Below are 15,328 nucleotides of genomic sequence, written 5' to 3'. Positions count from 1 at the left end.
TGGCGAGTGGGGCGGCGCGGTCCTCATGGCCGTGGAGCACGCCCCCAAGAAGCGTCGCGGCGCCTTCGGTGCGGCGCCGCAGATCGGCGTGCCGCTCGGTCTGCTGCTCGCCTCGGGCGTCATGGCGCTGATGGCGATGATCGCTCCCGGCGACGCGTTCCTCGTGTGGGGCTGGCGCGTGCCGTTCCTGCTCAGCGTCGTGCTGATCCTCGTGGGCTACTACGTCCGCCGTCGTGTCGAAGAGAGCCCGGTGTTCGCCGAGCTCGCCGAGCGCAAGGAGAAGGCGCGCACGCCGATCATCACCCTGTTCCGCAAGCACGCGCTGCTCGTCGTCATCGCCGCGTTCGTGTTCGCCGGCAACAACGCGGTCGGGTACATGACCACCGGCGGCTACATCCAGGGGTACTCCACCAACCCCGAGGGTCCGCTGGCGCTCGAACGCGGCCCGGTGCTGTGGGCCGTCGCGGGCTCCGCCGTGACGTGGCTGCTCTCGACGCTGTTCGCCGGCTTCATCTCGGACCGCATCGGCCGCCGCACGACCTACATCATCGGCTGGATCCTGCAGCTCGCGGGCGTCTTCCTGCTGTTCCCGCTCGTGAACACCGGAAACATCTGGCTGCTGTTCCTGGGTCTGGCGATCCTCACGATCGGACTCGGCTTCACCTACGGCCCGCAGGCGGCGCTGTACTCCGAGCTGTTCCCGGCGTCGATCCGCTTCTCGGGCGTCTCGATCTCGTACGCGATCGGCGCCATCCTCGGTGGCGCGTTCGCCCCGATGATCGCGACCGCCCTCGTGCAGGCCACCGGCTCGACCCTCTCGGTCACCTGGTACCTGGCCGGCATGACGTTCCTCGGCCTCGTCGCGACGCTGCTGCTGCGCGACCGCTCCGGCATCCCGCTCGGTCCCGACCACGAGGCCGAGCAGGAGGTCAGCCCGATCTACGGCCTCGCCAAGGCCTGATCGCGTCCCGAAGCGGATGCCGCCACCCTGGGCTTCACGGAGCCCGGGGCGGCGGCATCCGTCGTTCGCGGGGTGCGTCAGCGGGTGCGCATGCCGTCCAGCGCGACGGTCACGACGTCGTGCGCGAGGCGCTCGCGATCGATCGCGCCGCCCGGGCGGTACCACTCGACGAGCGAGTTGACCATGCCGAACACGAGACGGGTGACGACGGGACCGTCGACGTCGGAGCGCACGCTGCCCGACGCCTGAGCCTCGGCCACGAGCGCGGTCACCCGGTGGTCGAACGCGCGGCGCCGTTCGAGGGCGGCGCGCTCGACGTCGCTGTTGCCGCGCACGCGGAGCAGCAGCGTCACGTAGGGGAGCCGGTCGACGAGCACGAGCACGGCGCCGCGCAGCACCGCGGCGAGGCGCTCGGCGGGATCGGCCTGTGCGACCCCGGGGGAGTCGAGCACGCCCTCCAGCCCGCCCAGCGCCTCGTCGAGGGCGAGTGCGAGCACCTGCTCCTTCGAGTCGAAGTGGTGGTACAGCGCCGACTTCGTGAGGCCGAGGCGCTGGGCCAGATCGGCAACGGATGTCGCGTCATACCCCTGCTCGTTGAACAGCTCGACGGCGACGGCGAGGACCTGCTCGCGGTCGTAGCCGGGTCGGCCGCGTCGTGCGGGGGCGGACGGGGCGCTCGCGGACATGCGCCCAGTCTCGCACCACTCGAGGTAATACTGAACGATCGGTCACGTATTATGTGAGTGTCGCGACGGAGCGCACGAGAGGATGCCGGATGCCTGAGCCCCTGCTCATCGAGCGCCGTGCCGATCGGGTCGTGGCCACCCTGTCGCGACCCGAGGTGCGCAACGCGATCGACCAGCGGACGATCGACGCGCTGCACGAGGTGTGCGGCGAGCTGGAGCGCGAACCGCGCACCCTCATCCTCATCGGCGCGGACGGCGTGTTCGCATCGGGCGCCGACATCGCGCAGCTGCGCGAGCGCCGCGCCGCCGACGCCCGCCGCGGCATCAACACGCGCGCCTTCCAGCGCGTGCGCAACCTGCCGATGCCCGTCGTCGCCGCGATCGACGGGCACGCGCTCGGCGGCGGCGCCGAGCTCGCGTACGCCGCCGACATCCGCATCGGCACGCCGCGCCTGCAGATCGGCAACCCCGAGACCGGCCTCGGCATCATCGCGGCCGCAGGGGCCACGTGGCGGCTGCGCGAGATCGTCGGCGAGGGGCGCGCGGCCGAGCTGCTGCTGACGGGCAGGATCCTGGATGCCGCCACCGCCGTCGAATGGGGGCTCGTGTCGTCGCTGTTCGAGCCCGGCGACCTGCTCGCCGCCGCTCACGCGCTGGCCGACCGGATCGCGCGCAACGACCCGCTGGCGACGCGTCACACCAAGACCGCGCTGCTCGCGCCGCCCGCCGCGCACCCCGAGATCGACCTCGAGCTGCAGGCGCAGCTGTTCGAGAGCCCCGAGAAGGAGAGGCGCATGACGGCGTTCCTCGAGAGGCGCGGGCGATGAGCGCGACCGACCGGCCCACGCGGGAACAGGGACGGGCTCCGAGGAGGGTCGGCGTGATCGGCGGCGGGCGCATGGGCGCCGGGATCGCGCATGCCTTCGTGCTCGCGGGCGCCGAGGTGGTCGTGGTCGAGCGCGACGAGCAGGCGGCGGGGGAGGCATCCCTCCGGCTCGTCGAGAGCCTGCGACGCAGTGTCGAACGCGGAGCGACCGACCGAACCGCCGATGAGCTCATCGGCGGCGTCTCGACGGCGATCGCCATCGCGGCGCTCGCCGGCTGCGGGCTCGTCATCGAGGCCGTTCCCGAGGACCGTGCGCTGAAGCTGGACGCGCTCGGCAGGGCGGAGGCGGTGCTCGCCCCGGACGCGGCGCTGGCGACCAACACGTCGTCCATCTCGATCGATGTGCTCGCTGCCGGCGTCTCGCGACCCGAGCGGTTCCTCGGCCTGCACTTCTTCAACCCGGTGCCGGCGTCGCGCCTTGTCGAGGTCGTCACCGGTGCCGCGACGGCGCCCGACCTGGTCGAGCGTGCGCGCGAGTGGGTGGAGGCGCTCGGCAGGACGGCGGTCATCGTCCGTGACAGCCCGGGGTTCGCGTCCAGCCGTCTCGGCGTCGCGCTCGGTCTCGAAGCGATCCGCATGCTCGAAGAGGGCGTGGCGACTGCGGCCGACATCGACGCGGCGATGGAGCTCGGGTACCGGCACCCTGTCGGTCCGCTGCGCACCACCGACCTCGTGGGTCTCGACGTGAGACTCGGGATCGCCGAAGAGCTGCATCGCGAGCTCGGCGACCGCTTCGCGCCGCCCGAGCTGCTGCGGCGGCTCGTCGCCGACGAAGATCTCGGCCGCAAGAGCGGCCGCGGCTTCTACGAATGGAGTGAGCATGACGACTGAGCGGACGGGGATCCTCCCCAGCTACGTGTGCGACGCGTGGTGGACGCCGGCCGACGCCCCGGACGCCGCCCTGGTGCGGGATGCCTCGACCGGTGAGGTCGTGACGCGCGTCAGCACCGAGGGCATCGACCTCGCCGGGGCGCTCGACCACGCGCGCACCGTCGGGCAGGCGAGCCTCGGAGCCCTCACGTTCCACCAGCGGGCGCTGCTGCTCAAGGAGTTCGCCATCGCGCTGACCGCCCGCAAGGAGGAGCTGTACGAGCTCTCCAAGCGCGCCGGGGCGACGGTGCGCGATTCGCTCAGCGACGTCGACGGCGGCATCGGCGTGCTGTTCACCTACGCGTCGAAGGCCCGCCGCGAGCTGCCGAACGCGCAGGTGTACCTCGACGGGCCGGTGGAATCGCTCGCCAAGGACGGTTCATTCCTGGGACGGCATGTGTACACGCGGCTGCCGGGCGTGGCCGTGCAGATCAACGCCTTCAACTTCCCGATGTGGGGGGCGCTGGAGAAGTTCGCGCCGGCGTTCCTCGCCGGCGTGCCGTCGCTGGTCAAGCCGGCGACCCCCACCGCTTATGTCGCCGAGGCGTGGGTGCGCATCCTCGTCGAGACCGGACGCCTGCCGGCCGGGTCGCTGCAGCTCGTGAGCGGGTCCGTGCCGGGCCTGTTCGAACACCTCGGTCTCGGCGACCTCGTCGGGTTCACCGGCAGCGCCTCGACCGCCGCACGACTGCGCGAGCAGGCCGCGCCCGGTGTGCGGTTCACGAGCGAGACCGACTCGATCAACGCCTCCGTGCTCGGCCCCGACGCCGTGCCGGGCACGCCGGAGTTCGACGCGTACGTCAAGCAGCTCATGATCGAGCTGACGACGAAGGCGGGGCAGAAGTGCACGGCCATCCGGCGGGCCATCGTCCCCTCGGACGTCGTCGGCCCGCTCGTGGACGCTCTGCGCGACAAGATCGCCGAGCGCGTCGTGGTCGGCGACCCGCACGCCGACGGCGTCACGATGGGTCCGCTCGTCTCGCTCGATCAGCGCGACGAGGTGCTGCGCGCGGTCGCGGAGCTCGAAGCGGCCGGCGGACGACTGCTGCTCGGGACGACGGAGGCGCCGGAGGTCGTACGCGCCGACGGGTCGATCGGGTTCGCGCCCGACGGCGCCTTCGTGGCACCGCTCGTCATCGGCTTCGACGGCGACGCGGCCGCGCTGCCCGACGCCGTGCACGAGGTCGAAGCGTTTGGGCCGGTGGCGAGCGTGCTCGCCTACCGCACGGTCGACGAGGCCGCCGACCTCGTGGGCCGCGGTGGGGGATCGCTGGTCACGAGCGTCGCCACCGCCGACCCCGCCGTCGCCGCCACCCTGCTCGCCCGGACCGCGGCCTTCAACGGCCGCCTGCTGTTCCTCGATCGCGACGACGCCCGCTCGTCCACCGGCCACGGCGCCCCGGTGCCGCACCTCGTCCACGGCGGACCCGGTCGTGCCGGAGGTGGTGAGGAGCTCGGCGGCATCCGCGCGGTGCTGCACCACATGCAGCGCACGGCTGTGCAGGGCTCGCCGGCGATGCTGACGGCCCTGACCGGCGTGTGGCACCAGGGGGCGGCATCCCGGTCCGACCGGCACCCGTTCCGCAAGCCGCTCGCCGAACTGCGGATCGGCGACCAGTTCGCCTCGCCCCTGCGGGCGGTCACGCTCGACGACATCGAGACGTTCGCGCACTTCACCGGCGACCTGTTCTACGCCCACATGGACGAGGACGCGGCCGCCGCCAACCCGTTCTTCCCGGGGCGGGTGGCGCACGGCTACCTGCTCGTCTCGTGGGCTGCCGGGCTGTTCGTCGACCCGGCACCCGGCCCCGTGCTCGCCAACTACGGGCTCGAGAACCTGCGCTTCGTCACGCCCGTCTCTCCCGGGGACGAGGTGCGCGTCGTGCTCACCGCGAAGCAGATCACGCCGCGTGAGACCGACGAGTACGGGGAGGTGCGGTGGGACACGGTGCTCCTCAACCAGCGCGACGAGCTCGTCGCGACCTACGACGTGCTCACGCTGGTCGCGAAGACCTGGGACGAGGGGGATGCCGGGGGCACCGCATCCCGTTCGCCCGAGGCGGCGGTGACGCCGTGACCGAGCTGCGCCCGATGATGCGGCGCGACCTGGCGTCGGCCGCGCTCGGCATGGTCGTCGAGCGCGACGAGCCGGGGGAGTCGGTGGTCTCGATGCGCGTGCGCGACGACATGACCAACGGGTTCGCGATCACGCACGGGGGCATGGTGTTCGCCCTGGCAGACACGGCCTTCGCCATCGCCTGCAACGAGGACGACGGGGTTACGGTCGCCGCGGGTGCGGACATCTCGTTCCTCAAGGCGACGCATGCGGGGCAGACGCTCACCGCGCACGCCCGCCGCCGCATCGTCTCGGGCCGCAACGGCCTCTACGACGTCACCGTGACCGACGAGACCGGCGAGGTCGTCGCCGAGTTCCGGGGGCGGTCGCTCACCACGCGCCGGCAGCATCCGGCCGACTGAACCGAACGGACTCCCATGTCGACGACGATGTCGATCCCCACTGCCGCCCTCGACCCCGAGGAGCTGCTGTCGCGCGACGGGATCCGCGCCCTGCAGCTCGAACGGCTGCAGTGGACCGTGCGCCACGCGTACGAGAACGTGCCGCTGTACACCCGCAAGCTCGACGACGCCGGTGTCGCACCGGCCGACATCCGCAGCCTCGACGACGTGCGCCTGCTGCCGTTCACCACGAAAGAGGATCTGCGGCAGACGTACCCGTTCGGCATGTTCGCGGTGCCGATGGCAGACGTGCGGCGCATCCACGCGTCATCGGGCACGACGGGGCGTCCGACTGTCGTCGGCTATACGCAGGGCGACCTCGATCGATGGGCCTCGCTCGTGGCACGGTCGCTGCGCGCGGCCGGCGTGCGGCCCGGCATGAAGGTGCACAACGCGTACGGGTACGGCCTGTTCACGGGCGGGCTCGGCGCGCACGCCGGCATCGAGCGGCTCGGCGCGACGGTGATCCCGATGTCGGGAGGGCAGACGGCGCGGCAGGTGCAGCTGATCCGCGACTTCGAGCCGGACGTCATCATGTGCACGCCGAGCTACCTGCTGACGATCGCCGACGCGATGGCCGAGGCGGGCATCGATCCGGCCTCGACGTCGCTGAAGGTCGCCGTCCTCGGCGCCGAGCCGTGGACGAACGAGATGCGTGCCGAGCTGGAGCGGCGGCTCAACCTCGACGCCGTCGACATCTACGGGCTCAGCGAGGTCATGGGGCCGGGTGTCGGCAACGAGTGCGTCGAGACGAAGGACGGCCCGCACCTGTGGGAGGACCACTTCCTGCCCGAGATCATCGCCGACGACGGCACGCCGCTGCCCGACGGGGAGCGCGGCGAGCTCGTGTTCACGTCGCTCACGAAGGAGGCGTTCCCGGTGCTGCGCTACCGCACGCGCGACCTCACGCGCCTGCTGCCCGGCACCGCGCGGCCGGGCATGCGGCGCATGGAGAAGATCACCGGCCGCAACGACGACATGATCATCCTGCGCGGCGTCAACATCTTCCCGACGCAGATCGAGGAGCTCGTGCTCGGCATCGAGACGCTCACGCCCCACTTCGTCATCGAGCTCACGCACGAGGGGTCCCTGGACGCCATGGCGGTGCGCATCGAGCGGCATCCGGACCTGTCGCGCGAGACGTGCGAGGCGGCGGCCGAGGTGCTCGCGCAGCGCATCAAGACGCACATCGGCTCGACCGTGGCGGTGCGCCTCGAGGAGCCGGGCGCGCTGCCGCGCAGCGAGGGCAAGTACAAGCGCGTGTACGACCTGCGATGAGCACGGGGATGCGGCATCCCTGCGTCGTAGTAGACTTTACTGAACGAACGGTCTGTAAATGAGGAGTCGACGATGACGACCGACACCCTGATCGACGAGGCCGCCGGGCAGGCGGCGTTCGACGCGATCATCGAGGCCGACTCGCGCATCGAGCCGCGGGACTGGATGCCGGCGGCCTATCGCAAGACGCTGATCCGGCAGATCTCGCAGCACGCGCACTCCGAGATCATCGGCATGCAGCCCGAGGGCAACTGGATCACGCGTGCGCCGAGCCTCAAGCGCAAGGCGATCCTGATGGCCAAGGTGCAGGACGAAGCGGGTCACGGGCTGTACCTGTACTCGGCGGCGCAGACCCTCGGCATCACGCGCGACGAGATGACCGAGCAGCTCATCGAGGGCCGCGCCCGCTACTCGTCGATCTTCAACTACCCGACGCCCACGTGGGCCGACATGGGCGCGATCGGCTGGCTCGTCGACGGCGCCGCGATCTGCAACCAGGTGCCGCTGTGCCGTGCCTCGTACGGCCCCTACGGGCGGGCGATGGTGCGCATCTGCAAAGAGGAGTCGTTCCACCAGCGGCAGGGGTTCGAGATCCTGCTGACGCTCATGCAGGGCTCGCCCGCGCAGCGCGAGATGGCTCAGGATGCCGTCGACCGCTGGTACTGGCCGGCCCTCATGATGTTCGGGCCGCCCGACGACGAATCGCCCAACTCGGCCCAGTCGATGGCGTGGAACATCAAGCGCTTCTCGAACGACGAGCTGCGGCAGCGCTTCATCGGAATGCTCGTGCCACAGGCCGAGGTGCTGGGTGTGACGCTTCCCGATCCGGAGCTCGAATGGGATGCCGCAGCGGGCCGCTGGCGGACCAGCGAAATCGACTGGACCGAGTTCCACGAGGTGCTGGCCGGCCGCGGGCCCATGAACGCCGAGCGCATCCGCCGTCGCCGCGAGGCGCACGAGGACGGTGCGTGGGTGCGCGAGGCCGCCGCCGAGTACGCCCGCAAGACCGTTACCCGGTCGTTGAGCGAGCGAGGAACGAGCGAGACGAAACGGGAGGTGGCGTGATGACGACGCCGGGTGCGGCAGACCGCGAGACGTGGCCGCTGTGGGAGGTGTTCGTGCGGGCCGGGCGCGGTCTCAGCCACGTGCACGCCGGGTCGCTGCACGCGCCCGACGCCGAGCTCGCGCTGCGCAACGCCCGCGACCTGTACACCCGCCGCGGCGAGGGGACCTCGATCTGGGTCGTTCCCGCCGACGCCATCACCACGAGCGACCCCGATGCGAAGGGCGCCTTCTTCGAGAGCCCCGCGGGCAAGAACTACCGGCACGCGTCGTACTACACGGCCTCCGAGGGGGTGCCGCACCTGTGACCGCTCGACAGGCTCAAGAACCGGGCGACGTGCACGGCGACGTCACCGTCGACCAGGTCGCGCTCTCGGCCGAACTCGCCGGCGGCGAGGGCCGCGCGGCCTCCGCCGACGTCGCCGAGTACGCGCTGTGGCTCGGCGACGACGCGCTGATCCTCTCGCAGCAGCTCGGCGCGTGGATCGCCCGTGCTCCCGAGCTCGAAGAAGACGTGGCGCTGGCCAACATCGCCCTCGACCTGCTCGGCCACGCTCGCTCGTTCCTGCGGTATGCGGGGACGTTCGACGGCCGCAGCGAGGACGACCTGGCGTACTGGCGCGACGAGCCCGAGTTCCGCTGCGCGTGGCTCTTCCAGCAGCCGAACGGCGACTTCGGGCAGACGATCGCCCGCCAGCTGGCCGCATCCGTCTACCTCTTCGAGCTGTACACCGCACTGCAGGGATCGTCCGACGAGACGCTGGCCGCCATCGCCGCGAAGGCCGTCAAAGAGGTCGAGTACCACCGCGACCACTCCGTGCAGTGGACGCTGCGACTGGCCGGCGGCACCGACGAGTCCCGGCGGCGCATGGTGCGCGCGGTCGCGGACGTGTGGCCGTACGTGGGCGAGCTGTTCGCCGACGAGCCGCTCATCGACCGGCTCGAGGGCGTCGCGGTGCGTCCGTCGTCGCTGCGAGCGGGCTTCGACGCTGTGATCGCTGCGGTGTTCGCCGAGGCCGGACTGGATGTGCCGGAGTCGCCGATGTCGTCCGGCGGAGGCCGACGCGGGTCGCACTTCCCGACGCTGGGGTACCTGCTGGCCGAGATGCAGGTGCTCGCCCGGCAGCACCCGGGGGTGACCTGGTGACCGCCACGATGACCGACCGGGCGTGGGCGGTGGCGGCATCCGTCCTCGATCCGGAGGTGCCGGTCCTCACCATCGAGGATCTCGGCGTGCTGCGCGCCGTCGACGTCGACCGCGACCGGGTGACCGTCACCATCACGCCCACGTACTCGGGGTGCCCCGCGATGGACGCGATCCGTGACGACGTCGTGCTCGCGCTCACCGCGGACGGGTTCGCGCACGTGGACGTGCGCCTCGTGCTCGCGCCCGCGTGGACCACGGACTGGATCACGGATGCCGGCAGACGCAAGCTGCAGGAGTACGGCATCGCCCCGCCCACCGGGCGCCGGGCGGCGGCCGGTCCCGTCCCCGTGCAGCTGGCCGTGAAGTGCCCGCGGTGCGGCTCGCTCGACACCCGCGAGCTCGCCCGGTTCGGGTCGACGTCGTGCAAGGCCCTGTACGAGTGCCGCGCCTGCCTGGAGCCCTTCGACCACTTCAAGGTCCACTGATGGCTCCCGACGAGCCCGGTCAGGCCGAGCGCGAGCGCATCGCGGAGGCCCTGCTGACGACGTCCGTGGGCGGTCCGCACGGGAGCCGGCGGCGGGGCAGGTTTCACCCGTTGCGCGTCGCCGCCGTGCGGCCGCTGACCGACGACGCGATCGAGGTCACCTTCGCGGTGCCGGAAGAGGTGCGGGACGAGTTCGACTACCTCGCCGGGCAGCATGTCGCGCTGCGTGCGACGCTCGACGGGCGTGAGGTGCGGCGCTCGTACTCGCTGTGCCGCGCCGTCGACGCGGGCGGCGGAGGCGACGGCCCGCGCACCATCAGCATCGCGATCAAGCGCGACAGCGGCGGGCGCTTCTCGACCTGGGCGCAGACCGGGCTGAAGGTGGGCGACCGGCTCGAGGTCATGAACCCGCAGGGCTCGTTCACCTCGACGCTCGCCGACCTCGACGGCGCGCACGTCGCGGGCATCGCGGCCGGCTCCGGGATCACCCCGCTCATGGCGCTCGCCGCCACGGTGCTGGGGCGCTCCGAGACCTCGCGCTTCACCCTCGTCTACACGAATCGCTCGAGCCTCGACGTGATGTTCCTCGACGACCTGTCGGATCTCAAGGACCGCTACCCGACGCGCCTCGCGCTGCACCACGTGCTCTCGCGCGAGCAGCGCACGGCGCCGCTGCTGTCGGGCCGCCTGGACGAGCCCCGGCTGCGGCGCATCCTCGACGAGCTCGTGATGCCCGACACCGTGGACGAGTGGTTCCTGTGCGGCCCGCTGCCGCTCGTGCAGCTGTGCCGCGACACCCTCGACGACCTGGGCGTGGACTCGGCGCACGTGCGGTACGAGCTGTTCACGCCGGCCGACGGTCCGCGCGACGAGCCGGGCGCGGGCGCGCCGGTCACGATCGCCGAGGACGAGCCCGTGACGCGCATCGAGTTCACGCTCGACGGGCAATCGCAGTCCGTCGACAGCCCCGTCGCCGCACGCGAGTCGATCCTCACCGCGGCGCTCCGCGTGCGCCCCGACGTGCCCTTCGCCTGCGCGGGAGGAGTGTGCGGCACGTGCCGCGCGCGACTGCTGCAGGGGTCGGTCACCATGACCGAGAACTACGCCCTCGAACCCGACGAGCTGGAGCGCGGCTACGTGCTCACATGCCAGTCCCACCCCACGACCGATGCCGTCGTGGTCGACTACGACGTCTAGGAGATGCCCATGATCGAGCTCGCCATCGACGGCGCCGTCGCCGAGATCACGCTGAATGCGCCGGACAGGCTCAACGCGCTGTCGCTGGAGGCGCTGCGGCGGCTGGACGACGCGTACGCCGAGGCGGCGGCATCCGGGATCCGCGCCCTCGTGCTGCGCGGCGAGGGCCGCGCCTTCTGCGCGGGCCGCGACATCGCCGGCGTCGACCCGGCGACGGACGACGTGCCCGAGTACCTCGGGGCCGTCGAACAGGTCATGCGGCGGATCGCGGGGTTCCCCGTGCCGACGTTCGCGGCCGTGCAGGGCGCGTGCCTGGGTGTCGGCCTCGGGCTCGCCATCGCCACCGACGTCGTCTACGTCGCCGAGAACGCGAAGGTGGGCTCGCCCTTCGCGAACCTCGGCGCGATGCCCGACTCCGGCGCCCACGCGCTGCTCGTCGACCGGCTCGGCGCGCACCGCGCCCTCGACCTGATCTTCACCGGCGAGCTGGTGTCGGGGTCCGACGCCGTCGCCGCAGGGCTGTTCAGCCGCGCGATTCCGGCCGACGAGCTGCTCGCCTTCACGCGAGACCGCGCCGCGAGAACCGCGGCGGGGCCAACGGCGGCCTTCGCCGCGTCGAAGCGCCTGGTCGCCCGGCTGCGCGACGCGCGGCTGTGGGATGCCGTCGCCGAGGAGTCCCGCGGGCAGGAGGCGCTGCGCGCCACGGCCGACTACCGCGAGGGTTTCGCGGCGTTCCAGGAGAAGCGCGCGCCGCAGTTCCACGGGGAGTGAGCGCGCGCCTCAGCGACCGGCGAGCTCCGCCACCAGCGGCGCGAGGGGCGCAGACAGCTCGTCGGGTACCGTGAAGAACGACACTCCGGTCGCCTCCCGCAGCCGATGCAGGGCGTCGGCGTCGCGCGCCACCTCGCCCGAGAGCGCGGCGACGGCCCCGGCCCCGCGCAGCGACTCGGGGGTGAGTCCCGCGCTGCGGCGCAGCCACTCGGGCACGGCCTCGCCGACACCGACGATCTGCAGCGACAGCTCGAGGGGCGGCCGACCGGCTGCTGTCGCGGCACGGACGCGGGTGGCGACCTCGGTCACCGCTGCCAGATCCGCGTGCGGCGACAGCGGCAGCGCCACCGTCTGGGCGTGGCGTCCCGCCAGCCGCATCATCCGGTCGCCGCCGGCGGCGAGGGTCAGGGGCAGATCATCCCCGAGCGCGGCGCGCACAGCCGCGATCGTCGCCCCAACCTGGTCGACCCGTTCACGGCCCGAGCCCCACGGCACGCCCAGGGTGACGGCATCCGCCTCTCCCTGCGGGCGCCCGGCGCCCAGGCCGAGTTCGAACCGACCGCCCGACAGCTCGACGAGCGTACGGGTCTCGCGGACGGTCGCCGCCGGGGTGCGCAGCGGCGCCGCCAGCACCCATGTTCCGAGGTGCAGCGTGCCGGTGGCCGCGGCGGCGGCCGACAGGGCGAGGAAGGGGGAGGGGGTGTAGAGCGTGTCGGGCACGAGCAGCGCCGAGAAGCCGTCACCCTCGACGCGGCGCGCCGTCTCGCTCCAGGCCCGGGCGTCGCCGGGCGCGCCGGTGACGACGCCGAATCGGAAGGAGGTCATGCATCGATGCTCGCGGGTGGCCGCCCTGCGCGCATCCGCCGGCGGGAGGCATCCGCTTTGCTCCCGGGGGAGCACGAACGACGAGGGTCAGCGATATCGCGAAGAAGTCCTGCCCGGATCAGGAGTTCACGCGGATGATCTCGCGCTGGTACGGCGCGACGATCTCTCCCGAGATGCGGCAGTCGAGCACGAGGAAGCGGCGGGATGCCTCGTCCTCGGCCGCCCAGGTCGCCAGCCGTTCCAGGTCGTCGAGGGTGCGCACCACGACGCCCTCCGCGCCGACGCCGGCTGCGAGCGCCGCGAAGTCGACCTCGGGGATGAGCATCGGCTCCTTCGCCAGGCCCTTCAGCCCGTAGAGGTTGACCTCGGCGCCGTACGCGGCATCGTTCCAGACGACGGCGAGACCCCGGCCGCCGGCGACCCGCACGGCGGTCTCGAGGTCGGCGAGGGCCATGAGCCCGCCGCCGTCGCCCGTGGTCAGCACGACCGTCGACGCGGGCTTCGCGAGCGCGGCGCCCGGCACCGACGGCCAGCCGAGGCCGATCGACTGGAACGCCGTGCCCACCATCATCATCCGGTCGGGCGCGGCGACGGGCCAGTACATGTTGGCCCAGCCGATGAAGTGCCCGCCGTCCGAGACGACGACCCTGTCCTCGGGCAGCAGCTCTCCGATGCGGCGGGCGACGGCACGGGGGTCGAGGCGTCCGTCGGCCGCGACGGCGTCGCCCGGCTCGTAGGCGCGGAGCGGCGTCAGGTCGACCGACTCGCGCCACCCGCTCGGCGTCGCGCCCCGCTCGCGCAGGGCGGCGGCGACGGAGCGGGCCGCGACGGCGGCATCCGCCCTCACGAACCCGCCGACGTGGGGGTGGGTCGCGGCCGGGGCGACGTCGATCTGGAACACCCGCGTGCCCGGTGCGAACAGGTCGCCGAAGCGCATCGTGAACTGATTGAGGGATGCCCCGAACACGACGGCCACGTCGGCCTCGCGCACGAGCTTCATGGCTCCTTCGGCGCCGAACCCGCCCGTGACGCCGAGGTCGAACTCGGGGCGCGGGAACACGCCGCGGCCGAGCGCCGTCGACGCGGTCACGGCACCCACGAGGTCGGCCACCTCGCCCAGCGCGTCGGTGGCCCCCGAGATCCAGGCGCCGCGGCCGGCGAGCAGGAACGGGCGCTGGGCATGCGCGAGCGCCTCGACGAGTCCGTCGAGCGCACCGGCCGCGAACGGCCCCGCGGGGGCCAGCGGCTCGGGCAGCCGCGGCTCGGGCGCCTCGGGCACGGGGCCCGCGTCGCGCGCGGCGACGTCGTAGGGGATCGCGAGCACGGTCGGCACGCGGTAGGTGAGGGCGTGCTCGATCGCGATGACGGTCGTGGCGGCCGCATCCGCGCGCCCGACGGTATACGTGCGGGCGCCGACCGCGGAGGCGAGCGCGATCTGGTCGACGTCCCACGGGCGGGGGCCCGAGGTGGGCTCGTCGCCGACGACGAGCACGAGCGGCACGTGCGCCTGCACGGCTTCGGCCAGCGCGGTGAGCGTGTTCGTGAACCCGGCGCCGTAGGTGGCGGTCGCCGCGGCCAGGCGGCCCGAGGCGCGGCAGAAGGCGTCGGCGGCGACGACCCCGCCCGCCTCGTGGCGGACGGCGGTGAACTCCACGTCGGTGGAGCGCTCGAGCGCGTCGAGGAAGTAGGCGTTGCCGTTGCCCATCACCCCGAACACGTGGTCGATGTGGCGGGCGAGGGTGAGGGCGACGTGTGCGGACACGGTGGGCATGGCGAGACCTCGGGAGACGTCAGACGGATGGTGAAGGCCGTATGTGTCTCGCGCGTGTGCGCTGCGTGCCCTTTTTTCGAGCACCGGCGGGCGACGATGCCACCGGACGAAACCGAGTATAGGTCGTACGCCAAGATGGAAGGCATGAGGACGATCCAGCTGCGCCGGTACACGCTCGTCGACGGGGAGTACGACGCGTTCGTCGATTGGTGGAAGGGCTGCATGCCGCGCGTGCGTCCCGCCGCCGGGTTCGCGATCGAATTCGCCTACGGCCTGCCCGAGACGAACGAGTTCGTGTGGGCGGTCAGCGCGGAAGGCGATGAGGAGGCCTTCCTCGCCCTGGAGAAGGAGTACCTCGCCTCGGACGCGCGCGCCGAGGCGTTCGCGGGCGTGCCGCAGCGGGTCGCGGAGTACAACATCCGCTTCGTGTCGGAGCTGCCGACGGCGGACTGACGCCGCTTCAGCCGCCGAGAGCCTCGCGGATCGCGCTCGCCGAGCGCGCGAGCCGCTGCGCGATCGCCTCGGGGTCGGCCGGGCTGGAGACGTGCACCACCGCGATCGCGGCGGGCCGCTGGCCGCCGCGCAGACGCAGCGGCACCGAGATCGCCTGAACGGTGGGGATCACCTCGTCGTGGCTGGTGGCGTAGCCCCGCTGCGCGCACTCGGCGACTTCGGCGCGCAGCCGGTCGTCGACCTCGACCGGCCATTCGGCGGGCGAGAGCGTCGACAGGATCGCCTTGCTCGGCGCGCCGACGGTGATCGAATGGCGGGCCCCGGGACGCTGCGCGACCGTCGCGACGGCGTGGCGCGGCTCGACGCTGGCGAGGGTGATGCACTCGTCGCGGTCGAGCACCGCGAGGAAGCACGTCATGC

Annotated in this window: 16 protein-coding genes and 1 pseudogene; 13 read left to right on the top strand and 4 right to left on the bottom strand. The window is 72.4% G+C overall.

Annotated elements, in window-relative coordinates; translation table 11 throughout:
• Positions 1-961: MFS transporter (locus ACTHNQ_RS04955; protein WP_440331623.1), on the top strand; the 961-nt coding region annotated here is incomplete at its 5' end.
• A gap of 77 nt (positions 962-1,038) precedes the next feature.
• Here the strand turns inward: ACTHNQ_RS04955 and ACTHNQ_RS04950 are convergent.
• Positions 1,039-1,647 carry a TetR/AcrR family transcriptional regulator gene (locus tag ACTHNQ_RS04950; protein ID WP_440331621.1) on the bottom strand — a complete coding sequence of 203 codons (609 nt, stop codon included), beginning with the start codon at positions 1,645-1,647 and terminating at the stop codon, positions 1,039-1,041.
• Positions 1,648-1,736: 89 nt separating this feature from the next.
• Between ACTHNQ_RS04950 and ACTHNQ_RS04945 the strand changes: the two genes are divergently transcribed.
• The 11 genes from ACTHNQ_RS04945 to ACTHNQ_RS04895 all read left to right on the top strand — a co-directional run bounded on the left by ACTHNQ_RS04945 (position 1,737) and on the right by ACTHNQ_RS04895 (position 11,859).
• Positions 1,737-2,474 (top strand): enoyl-CoA hydratase/isomerase family protein, encoded by a 738-nt coding sequence (locus tag ACTHNQ_RS04945; RefSeq protein ID WP_440331619.1) that lies wholly within the window; start codon positions 1,737-1,739, stop codon positions 2,472-2,474.
• Positions 2,471-3,364 (top strand): 3-hydroxyacyl-CoA dehydrogenase family protein, encoded by an 894-nt coding sequence (locus ACTHNQ_RS04940; RefSeq protein WP_440331617.1) that lies wholly within the window; start codon positions 2,471-2,473, stop codon positions 3,362-3,364. Before ACTHNQ_RS04945 ends, ACTHNQ_RS04940 begins: the two co-directional genes overlap by 4 nt.
• The gene (gene paaZ / locus ACTHNQ_RS04935) at positions 3,354-5,480 is read left to right on the top strand and encodes a phenylacetic acid degradation bifunctional protein PaaZ (protein ID WP_440331615.1); all 2,127 of its coding nucleotides are present in this window, start codon (positions 3,354-3,356) and stop codon (positions 5,478-5,480) included. Before ACTHNQ_RS04940 ends, paaZ begins: the two co-directional genes overlap by 11 nt.
• Complete coding sequence (gene paaI / locus ACTHNQ_RS04930; RefSeq protein WP_018171793.1) at positions 5,477-5,881, top strand: hydroxyphenylacetyl-CoA thioesterase PaaI; 405 nt, start codon at positions 5,477-5,479, stop codon at positions 5,879-5,881. Before paaZ ends, paaI begins: the two co-directional genes overlap by 4 nt.
• Positions 5,882-5,908: 27 nt before the next feature.
• The gene (gene paaK, locus ACTHNQ_RS04925) at positions 5,909-7,198 is read left to right on the top strand and encodes a phenylacetate--CoA ligase PaaK (RefSeq protein WP_440331613.1); all 1,290 of its coding nucleotides are present in this window, start codon (positions 5,909-5,911) and stop codon (positions 7,196-7,198) included.
• 72 nt (positions 7,199-7,270) lie between these two features.
• Entirely contained in the window at positions 7,271-8,263 is a 993-nt protein-coding gene (gene paaA, locus ACTHNQ_RS04920) for a 1,2-phenylacetyl-CoA epoxidase subunit PaaA (RefSeq protein WP_440331611.1), read from the top strand.
• Positions 8,263-8,568 carry a 1,2-phenylacetyl-CoA epoxidase subunit PaaB gene (paaB, locus tag ACTHNQ_RS04915; protein ID WP_440331609.1) on the top strand — a complete coding sequence of 102 codons (306 nt, stop codon included), beginning with the start codon at positions 8,263-8,265 and terminating at the stop codon, positions 8,566-8,568. The genes paaA and paaB overlap by 1 nt, the downstream gene beginning before the upstream one ends.
• On the top strand, positions 8,565-9,407 hold the full coding sequence (gene paaC / locus ACTHNQ_RS04910; protein ID WP_440331607.1) for a 1,2-phenylacetyl-CoA epoxidase subunit PaaC: 843 nt from the start codon (positions 8,565-8,567) through the stop codon (positions 9,405-9,407). Before paaB ends, paaC begins: the two co-directional genes overlap by 4 nt.
• Positions 9,408-9,415: 8 nt before the next feature.
• Entirely contained in the window at positions 9,416-9,892 is a 477-nt protein-coding gene (paaD, locus tag ACTHNQ_RS04905; protein WP_440331625.1) for a 1,2-phenylacetyl-CoA epoxidase subunit PaaD, read from the top strand.
• Complete coding sequence (gene paaE, locus ACTHNQ_RS04900; protein ID WP_440331605.1) at positions 9,892-11,088, top strand: 1,2-phenylacetyl-CoA epoxidase subunit PaaE; 1,197 nt, start codon at positions 9,892-9,894, stop codon at positions 11,086-11,088. Before paaD ends, paaE begins: the two co-directional genes overlap by 1 nt.
• Positions 11,089-11,097: 9 nt before the next feature.
• The gene (locus ACTHNQ_RS04895; RefSeq protein ID WP_440331603.1) at positions 11,098-11,859 is read left to right on the top strand and encodes an enoyl-CoA hydratase/isomerase family protein; all 762 of its coding nucleotides are present in this window, start codon (positions 11,098-11,100) and stop codon (positions 11,857-11,859) included.
• A 9-nt stretch (positions 11,860-11,868) separates the two neighbouring features.
• On the opposite strand, the gene ACTHNQ_RS04890 is transcribed toward ACTHNQ_RS04895, so the two are convergent.
• The gene (locus tag ACTHNQ_RS04890; RefSeq protein WP_440331601.1) at positions 11,869-12,684 is read right to left on the bottom strand and encodes an LLM class flavin-dependent oxidoreductase; all 816 of its coding nucleotides are present in this window, start codon (positions 12,682-12,684) and stop codon (positions 11,869-11,871) included.
• 118 nt (positions 12,685-12,802) lie between these two features.
• Complete coding sequence (locus ACTHNQ_RS04885) at positions 12,803-14,455, bottom strand: thiamine pyrophosphate-binding protein (protein ID WP_440331599.1); 1,653 nt, start codon at positions 14,453-14,455, stop codon at positions 12,803-12,805.
• A gap of 144 nt (positions 14,456-14,599) precedes the next feature.
• On the opposite strand from ACTHNQ_RS04885, the gene ACTHNQ_RS04880 reads away from it, so the two are divergent.
• Positions 14,600-14,908, top strand: coding sequence for a hypothetical protein (locus ACTHNQ_RS04880; RefSeq protein ID WP_440331597.1), 309 nt, complete (start codon positions 14,600-14,602; stop codon positions 14,906-14,908).
• A 7-nt stretch (positions 14,909-14,915) separates the two neighbouring features.
• Here the strand turns inward: ACTHNQ_RS04880 and ACTHNQ_RS04875 are convergent.
• Positions 14,916-15,328 (bottom strand): annotated as a pseudogene (locus ACTHNQ_RS04875) (ArsR family transcriptional regulator); the annotation flags it as partial.

Source organism: Microbacterium sp. (assembly GCF_051953575.1).
Lineage (GTDB): Bacteria > Actinomycetota > Actinomycetes > Actinomycetales > Microbacteriaceae > Microbacterium.
Note: the sequence above shows the minus strand (reverse complement) of the source record. Positions and strands in the feature narration are given on the sequence as shown.